The organism is Xenorhabdus indica (assembly GCF_014467235.1).
In the GTDB taxonomy this organism is placed as follows: Bacteria; Pseudomonadota; Gammaproteobacteria; order Enterobacterales; family Enterobacteriaceae; genus Xenorhabdus; species Xenorhabdus indica.
Genome location: NZ_NKHP01000006.1, coordinates 1 through 13,823, shown reverse-complemented (window position 1 = coordinate 13,823; position 13,823 = coordinate 1). Strand labels below are relative to the sequence as shown.

The window sequence follows — 13,823 nt, the reverse complement described above, 5'->3', positions numbered from 1 at the left end:
AATTCCAATTTTATGTAGGGTGTTGAAATAAAATCTATTTTATTAAAAGAACAGAATCTCTGATGATGAGTTCTGCGGAAAACATATTCATTTGTGGAGTCGGTTCTTTTTTGGCGCTGAGTTGTAATGCCAGATTAGTAGCCCGTTGAGCCATTTGTTCAATTGGGTTGCGTATGGTAGTTAAGGGAGGATAGAGATATCGGGCTGTAACTATATCATCAAAGCCAATGATCGATAGCTGTTCTGGTAAGCGAATTCCCCGCCGATGTAGGGAGCGCATCATTCCGGCAGCCATCACATCATTGAATGTTACTGCTGCGGTAAAGTTGATACCGCTGTCTAAGAGTTTTTCTGCTGCTTGTTCTCCGCCTTTTTCGTTAAATGGAACACTGATAACCCAACCGCCGGGTACAGTGATACCCGCATTAGCCATTGCAGAATAATATCCTTCCAAACGGAGTCTTCTATCATCAATTGGTAAATCTGCTGTTATATAAGCAATTTTTCGATGACCATTTTGGAGAAGGTAGTTGATAGCCGTCTGAGAAGCGCTGATATTATCTAACCAGATACATCGGTTAGCGATGGCTGGAAGATATCGATTAATAACCACTAATCCTGGAGTGTGAGCTGCATAACGTAATATATCGGCTTCGTTCATTCTACTGACATAGGCTACTATTGCTTCACACCCTTGATTGATTAAAAAATCCAATGCAGATTTTTCGAGTTCAGCTTGATGCCCGCCACTACAAACCATAAGTTTGGCTTCTTTTTTTCGAGCGATTCTTTCAACTCCGCGAGATAAAAGAGAAAAAAACGGATCAGCTAAATTACCTGTCAGTAATCCCAACATATTGCCGCACCTTTGTGCCAATGCAAGTGCTGCGGAATTACGGTGGTAATTTAATTCTCGCATGGCTTTTTCTACACGCTCACGTGTACCTGGTTCAACATAAACTGTATTATTAATAACACGACTGACAGTGGCTACAGATACTCCAGCTTTATGAGCGACATCTTTCATAGTGGCCATTGCTTTTCCCTGGCAGTTATATAAGCTAAATATAGGGTGGGATCATATCCCAATTTATTCAGATGATCATGAAATGTTTTGTGGGCTTTATTTTAGGCGAATAACATATATTGGGCTCTGGCAAATAGTTTAATGATAGAATGAGAGTTTTATCTCTTCGGTTATTTAAATCACTTTTTAAAGTGTGTCATACTCTGTGCATATAGTTATCTATGCTCCTGAGAATTTTCTCTCTTGCCGTCGCGCTGCATTTTGAAATCCATTGGATATAGAAAAGTATAATCTATAGATTTAAGATATTTGGGAGGGATGTATAAATCATAATTGTTTCTTTCGCAAAGAGTTTTTAATTCAATCATTGAATTTATTGAAAATTTTTCATAGATATTTTTAAAATATCTTTCTAATGTACGACATGATATTTTTAATTCATTAGCAATTTTTCTATTACTGATACCTCGGCAGAACAGAAATACTATTATCCATTCTTTTTCTGTTAATATATTGTTAGGAGGGCTGAGGTTAATGGACGCCGTAATATCATTTTTGATATAGTGATGTACTGAAAAATGATCTATTTCTTTAATGTGACAAATGATTCCGATGCATTTATTTTCTTCACTCATTAATGGGTATTTTTCGCAAAAATAGGGTCTTAGTTGTTTTGATTCGTATTGGAAATAAGAGCTAATAGATGATACTCGTTGCATGGATGTTAAGACTTGACGATCATGTTCTTCAAAGAGGTGAACAAGATGATTAAATGGTGTAGGTAATTCTTTTTCAGTATACCCTGTAACATCAAAATCGTCTGACAAATTATTTAATTTAATAAACATCTTGTTTGCATATATAAGATGGAGTTTCTTATCTTTTACAGACCATGATTCATGACTTTTATCCCACATATTTGTTAACTGAGGCGTGATTTGACTCATTATATAACCTTAATATTTATTAGATATTTTTTCTATGATTTTAGTTGGTTGATCTTCAACTGAAAATATTCTTATCCATACAAGGGTAACTAATTCATTTCAGATGGAATGTGAGAAGTGCTTATTATTCATGTAACAGGTTTCATGAAGTGTGAAAATGTGACTGTTGTCATGATTTTTACCTTGCGGGGTAAACTTCCAATCACAACTATATTTGCTAGGTTAGCATGGCTTAATGAGAAAAACCGCCACAAACAGCGCCTACTCAAAAACGGAGGTGTTTATGACGGTCTGAGAAAAATTCAATTGAATCAGACTTTAATGAACTGTTTATTATCCAACACCTTGGAGACTTCTTTATTGAGTATATTCAACAGAAGAATCGAACGGGTTTCTCCATCCGGTTCATTATAAATGGCCTGAATACCTTCAAAAATACCTTCAGTTATCAGTACCGTATCACCAGTAACAGGGGTTTCTGGTGCAGTAAACTCCTGTTCAGTTGCGCTCATTAACTCATCAATTAACTGTTGTGGAACAACAGCTGGGTAAGTGCTGAAGCGGATAAAATGATTGACCCCACGTGTTGAATTGACGGTAGTGGTATGAATAACCTCCGGATCAAAATTCACAAAAAGGTAGTTCGGAAAGAGGGGTTCGGTTACGGTTGCCCTTTTACCCCGAACGATTTTTTCAATTTTGGCTGTGGGTGTCAGGCAAATAACATCCTGTCGCTCCAGGTTTTCTATCGCCCGAGAGATTTGCCCGCGTTTACAGTAAAGAAGATACCAGTTTCCCATAATATTCCGACTCCATTACACAATGTACTTAGCATAACAAAACCGATATACCAGGATCATCTATAAAGTGAAGCATAACAAAACTGATATACAAGGATCACCTATAAAGTGAAAATGCGTTTAGGGGAGAAAACATGGTCTTATAGCCAGTAGGTGTTTGTTACCAGTAAAAGTTCATGTTTTATAGCATTTAACTGTACATTGACCAATTTTATGTATGTTTATGAATTTATTTTGTTTTTATAGATGAAATCAACAAAGGATTTACTATTAAAATCAATTGAATTATATCAATAGGTATATTGAAGAAATCCATGCTAAAAGAATAGCACTATTTTTTAGTGATAGTTTTAGTGACAGAAATGGAAGGTTTAAAATCTTTCAGCGTAATGTAGAGTTTTTTGAACAATTTGATAAACAGGTGGAGTCTGAGTAATGTTTCATTGTATCTCAGCAACCTAACCCACAAGATTACAATAAACTCATTGATTTTTAGTAGGTTATGGGTTTACCTTGTAACCTTTATGGGAAGGCTTATAATGTCTTTCCCTCCTTGCAAATCGGTACAATTAAATAAGATGAAATACCGCGATCTAAGAGACTTTCTTTCCCTGCTGGAGCAATCTGGTGAATTAAAACGAATTCGTATGGAAGTTGATCCTTATCTGGAAATGACAGAGATCGCAGATCGTACTCTTCGTGCCGGTGGTCCTGCTTTGTTGTTTGAAAATCCAAAAGGATATTCAATGCCGGTCTTATGTAATCTGTTTGGTACTCCTAAACGGGTTGCAATGGGAATGGGACAGGATGATGTTAAGGCACTGCACGATGTTGGCAAATTACTGGCTTTTCTTAAAGAGCCTGAGCCACCGAAAGGTTTTCGTGACCTGGTAGAGAAGCTGCCAAAATTCAAACAAGTTTTGAATATGCCAACTAAGCGCCTTAGTTCTGCGCCTTGTCAGGAACAGGTTTGGGAGGGGGATGAAGTTGATTTGACCCGTATTCCTGTGATGCACTGCTGGCCCGAAGATGCCGCTCCTCTAATAACATGGGGGTTAACTGTCACCAAAGGGCCAAATAAAGAGCGTCAGAATCTGGGCATCTATCGTCAGCAGGTTTTGGGGAAAAATAAACTTATCATGCGGTGGTTATCACACCGTGGTGGTGCGCTTGATTTTCAGGAATGGTGTCAGGCACATCCAGGCGAACGATTCCCTGTTGCTGTTGCACTGGGAGCTGATCCTGCCACAATCTTGGGAGCTGTCACTCCTATTCCTGATACGTTGTCTGAATATGCTTTTGCCGGGCTGTTACGTGGACATAAAACAGAAGTAGTGAAATGTTTATCCAATGATTTGGAAGTGCCTGCTAGTGCTGAAATTATCCTTGAAGGATATATCGAGCCGGGCGAATTGGCGCCAGAAGGGCCATATGGCGACCACACTGGTTATTATAATGAAGTAGATATGTTCCCAGTGTTGACCGTCACACATATTACTCAGCGCTGTGATGCCATCTATCACTCCACTTATACAGGGCGTCCACCAGATGAACCTGCTGTATTGGGGGTAGCATTGAATGAAGTGCTGGTTCCAATTCTACAAAAGCAATTTCCTGAAATTGTCGATTTTTATCTACCACCGGAAGGGTGTTCTTATCGGCTTGCTATCGTGACGATGAAAAAACAATATGCAGGGCATGCCAAGCGAGTCATGATGGGGGTTTGGTCATACCTGCGACAATTTATGTACACAAAATTTGTTATTGTCTGCGATGATGATATTAATGCGCGAGATTGGAATGATGTCATCTGGGCAATAACGACGCGAATGGACCCACAACGGGATACTGTCCTAATGGAAAATACACCAATCGACTATCTCGATTTTGCATCACCGGTTTCTGGGCTTGGCTCAAAAATGGGATTGGATGCAACGAATAAATGGCCGGGAGAGACACAAAGGGAGTGGGGGCGTCCGATAGTCATGAGTGATGAAATCCGGGCCCGTGTCGATGAGATTTGGGATCAATTAGATATTTTGAAGCGATAAGAGGGAACGCATGACAACACTAAGCTGTAAAGTAACATCGGTTGACTCCATTACAGATACAGTTTATCGGGTTCGTTTATTACCTGATTCGCCTTTTTCTTTTCGTGCAGGGCAATACCTTATGGTGGTTATGGATGAGCGGGATAAACGGCCTTTCTCCATGGCATCACCGCCATCAGAAAAACAGACGATTGAATTGCATATAGGTGCTTCTGAATTAAATCTGTATGCAATGGCGGTGATGGACAGGATCCTGGATCAGAAAGTTATTGATATTGATATTCCACACGGGAAAGCATGGTTTCGTGAAGATAGTAAAAACCCGATGCTATTAGTTGCAGGAGGAACAGGGTTTTCCTATACCCGTTCTATCTTACTGGCCGCATTAGAAAAAGATCCTAACCGCGAAATTGCAATTTACTGGGGTGGCCGCGAATTGCAGCATCTCTACGATTTAGAAGAATTGCAGGCACTGAGTGAATGTTATCCTAATTTAACGGTTGTTCCTGTCGTTGAACAAGTTGATGAGAATTGGCATGGGAGGACGGGGACTGTACTCAGTGCTGTTCTGGAAGATTTTGGCAGTTTGGCGCCGTATGATATCTATATAGCAGGCCGTTTTGAGATGGCTAAAATTGCCCGTGAACGGTTTTGTAGTGAACGTGATGCTTGCATCGATCGCATGTATGGTGATGCATTCGAGTTTATCTGAGCCAATCGACATACTTCTCATCACTTTTCAGATGTTTTGTTGGACGAGTATTCACTCCCCCAGTTACATAGTTAACTATGCCTCTGGGGAATCATCTGATTACTATCCTGATACACAATTTGAATCTATTAAATAAAATATAAGAAATAAAATATAAGAAATAAAAAAACCCGCCCCTGACAGGCGGGAAACTACGGCAACAACTTATTAGAGTGATGCAATAGAGAAGACAGACAAGGGGAAAATACGCATAAATAATCGTCAGATAACTCCAATAACTCAACAACTAGATTCTTTCAACAATCGTGGCAATGCCTTGGCCCAACCCTATACACATTGTTGCCAACCCGAATTGGACATCTTTATGCTCCATTAAGTTCAGCAAGGTTGTAGTGATACGAGCACCAGAGCAACCCAGTGGGTGGCCGAGAGCAATAGCACCACCATTCAGGTTGATTTTGTCGTCCATGCTATCCAGCAATTTCAGACCTTTCATACAAGCCAGAGATTGAGCTGCAAATGCTTCGTTTAACTCAATCATGCCAATATCTGAAAGGTTCAAGCCTGCTTTTTTCAGCGCCATTTGTGTCGCAGGTACAGGACCATAACCCATGATAGAAGGATCACAACCAACAACTGCCATTGAACGGATACGAGCACGGGGTATTAACCCTAATTCACGAGCTTTACTTTCACTCATGATTAACATCGCAGATGCACCATCTGAAAGCGCGGAAGAGTTACCTGCGGTCACACTGCCTGTGACGGGATCAAAGACAGGACGCAGTGCAGACAAGTCTTTCAGGTTGGTATCGGGGCGGATCACTTCATCAAAATCGATGAGTTTCAGATTACCATCAGCGTCATGTCCTTGGATTGGTGCGATTTCACTAGCAAAGGCTTTTGACTCTGTCGCTTGTGCAGCGCGCTGGTGTGAACGCATGGCAAATTCATCCTGCATTTCGCGGCTGATACCGTGCATTTTCGCCAGCATTTCAGCGGTCAAACCCATCACACCGGCCGCTTTTGCTACATTACGACTTAATTTAGGATGGAAATCAACACCATGAGTCATCGGTACATGTCCCATGTGCTCAACACCACCAATCAGTGCAATGTTGGCATCACCCGTCATGATCATGCGGGCACCATCGTGTAATGATTGCATTGAAGAGCCGCACAAACGGTTTACTGTAACAGCAGGAACTGAGTGAGGGATCCCGGCCAGTAAGGCGGAGTTACGGGCAATATTGAAGCCTTGTTCCAGTGTTTGTTGTACACAGCCCCAAGAAATATCGTCGATATGTTCAGGTTGTACTGACGGATTACGCTTGAGTATCGATTTCATCAAATGTGCAGAGAGATCTTCGGCACGGATCTGACGGAATACTCCACCTTTTGAGCGCCCCATAGGGGTACGGATACCATCAATAATGACTACGTTTTCCATGTTTTCAGACCTCACGCTGTTTCACCGGGATTAACAGCAAGTTTTGCTGCGGCAGGATAGTAACTTTCATTGCTCTCAGCTTTCGCTTTCAGGCCGGCTGGAACTTGATAAAGTGCGCCTAAATGGGCATAACTTTCAGCCAATTTCACATAAGCTGCGGTTCCCATCGTATCCAAATAACGGAAAATACCACCGTGGAATGGAGGGAAGCCTAAACCATAAACCAGTGCCATATCTGCCTCCGCAGGGCTGGCAATAACACCTTCTTCCAGACAGCGAACCACTTCGTTAATCATTGGGATCATGGTACGAGCAATGATCTCTTCGCCAGAGAAAGTCTGTTTAGGTTGACTAACGTCTGCCAATAATTGATCTGTGGCTTCGTCTTGTTCTTTTTTCGGTTTGCCTTTTTTGTCTTGGGTGTATTTATAGAAACCAACACCATTTTTCTGACCATAACGTTGATTTTCAAACAATACATCAATGGCATCCCGGTAATCGCGGCTCATACGGTCAGGGAAACCTTGTGCCATAACACTCTGGGCGTGGTGAGCAGTATCAATCCCAACAACATCAATGAGGTAAGCAGGGCCCATCGGCCAGCCAAATTCTTTTTCCATGATTTTGTCGATTTGACGGAAGTCACCGCCATCGCGCAATAACATGCCGAAGCCAGCCAGATAAGGGAACAAGACACGATTTACGAAAAATCCTGGGCAGTCATTGACAACGATTGGCGTTTTACCCATTTTGCTGGCGTAAGCGACAACAGTCGAAATCGTTTTGTCAGATGTTTTTTCTCCGCGAATGATCTCAACCAATGGCATACGGTGAACCGGGTTGAAGAAGTGCATACCACAGAAGTTTTCTGGTCGTTTCAGTGACTTTGCCAGTTCAGTGATTGGAATTGTGGAGGTATTAGATGCCAGAATGCAGTTATCATTAATATGGGATTCTGTTTCTGCCAGAACTGCGGCTTTAATTTTCGGATTTTCAACGACAGCTTCAACAACAACTTGCGCCTGCTCAATGCCGGCATAATTCAGGGTTGGTTGAATGGATGACAGCATTTTAGCCATCTTCATCGCATCCAGACGTCCGCGTTCGAATTGCTTATTTAACAGCTTAGCCGCTTCATTAATACCTAAATCCAGCGCTTTCTGATTAATATCTTTCATCAGCACTGGAACACCCTTACGTGCTGATTGGTAAGCAATGCCGCCTCCCATAATGCCTGCACCCAGAACGGCTGCGCGCTGAGGAGTGGATACTTCCTTCAGATGTTTTTTTGCCAGACCTTTTACATATTGGTCATTCAGGAAAATGCCGACTAAAGCGCGAGCAACGGAAGTGTGTGCTAATGCAACAAAACTTTCGCTTTCCAGTTTCAATGCTTCATCACGGCCTAATGTGGCCGCTTTCTCAATGGTTTTCACGGCGGTAATTGGAGCAGGGTAATGAGGGCCTGCGACTTTCATTACCATACCTTTTGCCACAGTGAAGCTCATCGTGCGTTCAATTTCGTTGAGGTTCAGTGGTGACAGCTTAGGCTGGCGGGCCGCTTTCCAGTCCAAGTCACCTTTGATGGCTTGTGCCAAAATAGAAACAGCAGCATCAGTCAGTTTTTCAGCAGGGACAACCGCATCAACTAAACCGTTTTTCAGTGCTTCTTCTGCGCTGATATCTTTGCCTGCGGTAATAATCTCAAGGGCATTGTCAGTACCAATTAAGCGTGGCATACGGACGGAGCCACCGAAGCCTGGCATAATGCCTAATTTAGTTTCTGGCAAACCAATTCGAAGGTCGGGTGACGCAATACGGAAATCAGTAGAAAGTACTAGCTCACAACCACCGCCAAGCGCATACCCATTGATTGCGGAGACTGTAGGAACAGGGAGATCTTCAATTCGGTTGAAAATATTGTTAGCGAGATTCAACAGTTCATGAAGTTTTTCTGCGGGTGCGCTGAATAAGGATAAAAATTCTGTGATATCTGCACCAACAATGAAGGCTTGTTTTTCAGAACGTATTAACAACCCTTTTAATTCAGTTTGTTGCTCAAGGGTAGCAACGGCTTTATCTAGTGATGCAACAGTTTTTGTATCTAATTTATTAATTGCAGATGGCGCATTGAAGATCAGTTCTGCAATGCCATCTTTCAGCCAGTTTACTTGAATAGTTTCACTTAGGTAGAGCATGTCATTCTCCTCAATGAGTGCATACCATCTGGTATGACCAGATGCAGTTGATTGTGATTAGTGTGTTAATTGAATGCAAATCAATGATTAATTTTTTGTAGGGTAGATCACAGGTAAGATTTATGATGTATCGTGATATTTTTTATTATTGCATTGAAAAATATAAATATTATCAGTTAATTTCTATGAAATCGATTTTCTGCTATGGCACTAAAAAAAAGGAATTGTGATAAAATTTAAATTCCAGCCAGATAACCTAAAGGCTAATAAAATGGAAAAGTTGGCATCTCTGTACCAAGAACATATTAAAATATTGCAAAAACGTGTCAGAGAAATATTGGCACGTAGTCAGCTAGACGCCCTGCTTATTCACTCTGGTGAGTTATTACGAGTGTTTTTTGATGATAGCCATTATCCTTTCAAGGCAAATGCGTATTTCAAAGCATGGGTTCCTGTAACCAATGTACCGAATTGCTGGTTATGGATCGATGGTATTAATAAACCCAAGCTATGGTTTTACTCCCCAGTGGATTATTGGCACAGTGTGGAACCGTTGCCTCATGGTTATTGGACTGAAGAAGTAGAAATGTTTCATTTGGCTAAGGCTGATGATATCAAAGTTGCACTGAATGGGTTACCAAAACAATATACAGCATATATCGGTGAGCAAGTTGATCGTGCAAAATCTCTGGGACTCCTCAATCATAATATTAACCCTAAAGTAGTTTTAGATTATTTAAGTTACCATCGTTCATATAAAACCGATTATGAACTGGCTTGTATGCGTGAAGCGCAGAAAACGGCTGTCAATGGTCACATGGCCGCACATGACGCATTTCTGTCGGGTGTCAGTGAATTCGAAATCAATATGTTCTATTTAATAGCAACAGGCCACCGTGATACTGATGTTCCTTATGATAATATTATTGCTTTGAATGAAAATGCGGCAGTTTTGCATTACACAAAGTTACAACAAACCGCGCCTTCTGAAATTCGCAGTTTTTTGATTGATGCTGGGGCGGAATATAATGGCTATGCTGCGGATATCACCCGAACTTATGCAGTAAAACCCAACAGCGAGTTCGCCGCTCTGATTAAAGGATTGAATGATGAGCAGCAGGCAATTATAGCCACGATCAAAGCTGGTAGTCGATATACCGATTACCATGTCAATATGCATCATCGCATAGCCAGGTTGCTGAAAAAACACGATATCATTACTGGAATTAGTGAAGACGTCATGGTTGAGAAAGGGCTAACAACGCCATTTTTCCCACATGGACTTGGTCATCAACTTGGCTTACAGGTGCATGATGCTGCCGGGTTTATGCAAGATGATAGCGGAACCCATCTGGCTGCGCCGGAAATGTATTCCTACCTGCGTTGTACACGTATTTTAGAGCCAGGAATGGTTTTGACCATTGAGCCGGGTCTTTATTTCATTGAAACTTTATTGACGCCTTGGCGTGAAAGTGAATACAGCAAACATTTCGATTGGAAAAAAATCGATATGCTTAAGCCTTATGGCGGTATTCGAATAGAGGATAATATCATTATTCACGATGGAAGAATCGAAAACATGACCAGAGATTTACAGTTGTCGTAATGAAGCCTTATTTAATTCCTGCGGCTTCAGTCAGTTTTACTGAAGAAATAAAGAAAAGTCGTTTTATTACCCTGTTGGAACATACCAGTGGGGTAGATGAAGCGAAAGCATTTATCCAAGGTATCAAAGAACAATACCCTGATGCCCGGCATCATTGTTGGGCTTTTGTCGCAGGTGCGCCTGATGACTCTCAGCAATTGGGGTTTTCAGATGATGGAGAGCCTACCGGAACTGCGGGTAAACCTATGATTGCACAATTAATCGGGAGTGGTTTAGGAGAGATCACCGCAGTATCAGTTCGTTATTTTGGTGGTATCAAACTTGGTACAGGTGGATTAGTGAAAGCCTATGGTAATGGTGTTCAGCAGGCACTTAATCTATTGGAAAGAAAGTATAAAGTGCCGCAAAAACTGTATCAGTTACAGTGTGAATATGCACAAATTTCCATGGTGGAACAACTGTTACAGCAATTTTCAGGGCAAGTGCTCGCTAGTGAGTATACTGAAAATGTTACATTGCAAATATCATTACCTGCTACTCTTGCAGAAGAAATAGGTAATAGATTACGTGATTTAAGTCGCGGTACGCTTTTTTTAACGTCAAAAAAATAACTGTTTTGTCATACAGGATTTCGAAGGAACCTGCTGAATGCATTTTCGCACCATAACTCGTATTGTCGGGCTACTTGTTATTATTTTCTCTGTCACAATGATTATTCCGGGGGTGGTGGCATTAATTTACCGAGATGGTGCAGGCAGAGCTTTCAGTCAGACATTCATCTTTGCGCTCTTTATTGGTTTAATACTATGGATACCCAATCGGGAACAAAAACATGAATTGAAACCTAAAGAGGGTTTCCTGATTGTTGTACTGTTCTGGACAGTATTGGGCAGTGTCGGAGCATTACCTTTTATTTTCTCTGAAAAACCTAACCTTTCGATTACAGATGCCTTTTTTGAATCCTTTTCTGGCCTGACAACAACAGGGGCGACGACGCTTGTTGGTCTTGATTCCCTTCCTAAAGCAATTCTCTTTTATCGGCAAATGTTGCAATGGTTGGGGGGAATGGGAATTATTGTATTGGCTGTTGCGATCCTGCCTTTGTTGGGCGTCGGTGGAATGCAGCTTTATCGGGCTGAAATGCCGGGACCATTAAAAGACAATAAAATGCGTCCTCGTATTGCGGAAACAGCTAAAACTCTTTGGCTGATTTATGTTTTATTGACCATTGCCTGTGCGATTGCACTATGGGCAGCGGGAATGTCGATTTTTGATGCGATTTCTCATAGCTTTTCTACCATCGCAATTGGTGGATTTTCAACACATGATGCCAGCGTGGGTTTTTTCAATAGCTCGACAATTAATACTATTATTGCGATCTTTCTACTGATTTCCGGTTGTAACTTTGGCTTACATTTTGCTGTGCTTTCCGGGCGAAGTTTGACAGTCTACTGGCGTGACCCTGAATTTCGCATGTTTATCAGTATCCAGTTGGCATTAGTCGTACTGTGTACACTGGTTTTATGGCAGCATTCTGTTTATGAATCCAAATTAAATGCACTTAATCATGCTTTCTTTCAGGTTGTTTCAATGGCAACGACGGCAGGGTTTACAACAGACAGTTTTGCCAAGTGGCCTCTGTTTCTACCGTTCCTACTATTATGCTCTGCATTTATTGGTGGATGTGCCGGCTCAACCGGTGGGGGTTTGAAAGTCATCCGTATTTTGCTCTTATTTCTACAAGGCTCCCGCGAACTGAAACGTCTGGTGCATCCGAACGCGGTATATACTATTAAATTGGGACGCCGGGCATTGCCGGAAAAAATTATTGAGGCAGTCTGGGGGTTTTTCTCCGCTTACGCATTGGTTTTCATTATTAGTATGTTGCTACTGATAGCAACGGGTATTGATGAATTCTCTGCCTTTTCGGCTATAGCCGCAACATTGAATAACCTGGGGCCAGGGTTGGGAACTGTAGCGGATAACTTCACTACGATGAATCCGACAGCCAAGTGGATATTGGTCGTTACGATGTTGTTTGGACGTCTGGAGGTTTTCACTTTATTAGTCCTATTCACACCGACTTTCTGGCGCGACTAATTATGAGATGATTCGTTATTTAAAAGGACGTATCTATGAACTACTTACTGCTCTATTCCACACAGGATGGACAGACTAAGAAAATTATTACCCGTATCGCGGAAAATATTCGTCGTGCGGGTATAGGATGTGATTTAAGAGATCTTGCTACAGTTAAGCACATGAATTTGGATCCTTACCATAAAGTGATGGTAGGAGCCTCAATACGTTATGGTCACTTTAATTCTGCGTTGTATAAGTTTGTCACGAGCCATCAAAAGCAATTGGATCAATTGCCGACAGCATTCTTTAGTGTCAATTTAACCGCGAGAAAACCAGAAAAAAGTACACCGGAAACGAATACCTATTTACGCAAGTTCTTGACAAAAAGCACGTGGAAGCCAGATTTGTGTGATGTTTTTGCAGGAGCTTTGCTTTATCCCCGTTATCGTTGGTTTGATCGCCTCATGGTTCAATTCATTATGCGCATGACGGGAGGAGAAACGGATACAACTAAAGAGGTTGAATACACTGATTGGGCTAAAGTAGATCATTTTTCAGAGATATTTTTACAGTTAGCATGTCAAAAAGCGCCTTAAAAGCAATCCATTCGCTGATTTTTACGTCGTTTTGAGGAAAAAAAATGCGAACAGAAAAAAAGTGCAAAAAAACTATTGTCAGCGCCGGAAAACTCCCTATAATGCGCATCCGTTGTCACGACAAACACACAAACCAGTCGGGATGACAAGCGTGAAAAGCTGAGAAAATAAAGGCTTGACACGCTGAGAGGAAAGCGTAAGATACGCAGCCTCGCAACCCGGAACGAACGTTCGGTTGCCCTGCTCTTTAACAAGTTAATCAGACAATCTGTGTGGGCACTCGCAGGACATTATCGACAAGGCCGAAAGGCCAGAAAGATTAAAGTCTTGAAGAGTGACTGAAACAGTTAATTT

Annotated in this window: 11 protein-coding genes; 6 read left to right on the top strand and 5 right to left on the bottom strand. The window is 41.5% G+C overall.

The window, feature by feature from the left end; genetic code table 11:
• Positions 1-34 precede the first annotated feature (34 nt).
• The 3 genes from Xind_RS06440 to rfaH form a co-directional block, all read right to left on the bottom strand.
• A complete protein-coding gene (locus Xind_RS06440) occupies positions 35-1,036 on the bottom strand; it encodes a LacI family DNA-binding transcriptional regulator (RefSeq protein ID WP_047682573.1) in 1,002 nt (333 codons plus the stop codon).
• A 206-nt stretch (positions 1,037-1,242) separates the two neighbouring features.
• Positions 1,243-1,974: a helix-turn-helix transcriptional regulator gene (locus tag Xind_RS06435; protein WP_187649692.1), complete on the bottom strand. Its 732-nt coding sequence runs from the start codon at positions 1,972-1,974 to the stop codon at positions 1,243-1,245.
• Between the two features lie 311 nt (positions 1,975-2,285).
• Positions 2,286-2,774 carry a transcription/translation regulatory transformer protein RfaH gene (gene rfaH / locus Xind_RS06430; protein ID WP_047685025.1) on the bottom strand — a complete coding sequence of 163 codons (489 nt, stop codon included), beginning with the start codon at positions 2,772-2,774 and terminating at the stop codon, positions 2,286-2,288.
• Between the two features lie 578 nt (positions 2,775-3,352).
• Here rfaH and ubiD point away from each other — a divergent pair.
• Together ubiD and fre are read left to right on the top strand one after the other, a co-directional pair.
• Complete coding sequence (gene ubiD / locus Xind_RS06425; RefSeq protein ID WP_187649748.1) at positions 3,353-4,825, top strand: 4-hydroxy-3-polyprenylbenzoate decarboxylase; 1,473 nt, start codon at positions 3,353-3,355, stop codon at positions 4,823-4,825.
• 10 nt (positions 4,826-4,835) lie between these two features.
• Positions 4,836-5,537, top strand: a complete 702-nt coding sequence (gene fre / locus Xind_RS06420; RefSeq protein WP_047685028.1) for an NAD(P)H-flavin reductase — start codon at positions 4,836-4,838, stop codon at positions 5,535-5,537.
• A gap of 286 nt (positions 5,538-5,823) precedes the next feature.
• Here fre and fadA read toward each other — a convergent pair whose 3' ends face one another.
• Together fadA and fadB are read right to left on the bottom strand one after the other, a co-directional pair.
• The gene (fadA, locus tag Xind_RS06415; RefSeq protein WP_187649691.1) at positions 5,824-6,987 is read right to left on the bottom strand and encodes an acetyl-CoA C-acyltransferase FadA; all 1,164 of its coding nucleotides are present in this window, start codon (positions 6,985-6,987) and stop codon (positions 5,824-5,826) included.
• Positions 6,988-6,998: 11 nt separating this feature from the next.
• Positions 6,999-9,185: a fatty acid oxidation complex subunit alpha FadB gene (gene fadB, locus Xind_RS06410; protein WP_187649690.1), complete on the bottom strand. Its 2,187-nt coding sequence runs from the start codon at positions 9,183-9,185 to the stop codon at positions 6,999-7,001.
• Between the two features lie 271 nt (positions 9,186-9,456).
• On the opposite strand from fadB, the gene pepQ reads away from it, so the two are divergent.
• Genes pepQ through hemG form a run of 4 tightly spaced genes read left to right on the top strand, consistent with a single transcriptional unit; the run spans position 9,457 to position 13,469 of the window.
• Positions 9,457-10,791 (top strand): Xaa-Pro dipeptidase, encoded by a 1,335-nt coding sequence (gene pepQ, locus Xind_RS06405; protein ID WP_187649689.1) that lies wholly within the window; start codon positions 9,457-9,459, stop codon positions 10,789-10,791.
• Positions 10,791-11,402, top strand: coding sequence for an IMPACT family protein (locus Xind_RS06400; RefSeq protein WP_187649688.1), 612 nt, complete (start codon positions 10,791-10,793; stop codon positions 11,400-11,402). Before pepQ ends, Xind_RS06400 begins: the two co-directional genes overlap by 1 nt.
• Positions 11,403-11,439: 37 nt before the next feature.
• Positions 11,440-12,891: a Trk system potassium transporter TrkH gene (gene trkH / locus Xind_RS06395; protein WP_187649687.1), complete on the top strand. Its 1,452-nt coding sequence runs from the start codon at positions 11,440-11,442 to the stop codon at positions 12,889-12,891.
• Positions 12,892-12,926: 35 nt separating this feature from the next.
• Entirely contained in the window at positions 12,927-13,469 is a 543-nt protein-coding gene (gene hemG / locus Xind_RS06390) for a menaquinone-dependent protoporphyrinogen IX dehydrogenase (protein ID WP_047685041.1), read from the top strand.
• The last annotated feature ends 354 nt before the right edge of the window (positions 13,470-13,823 follow it).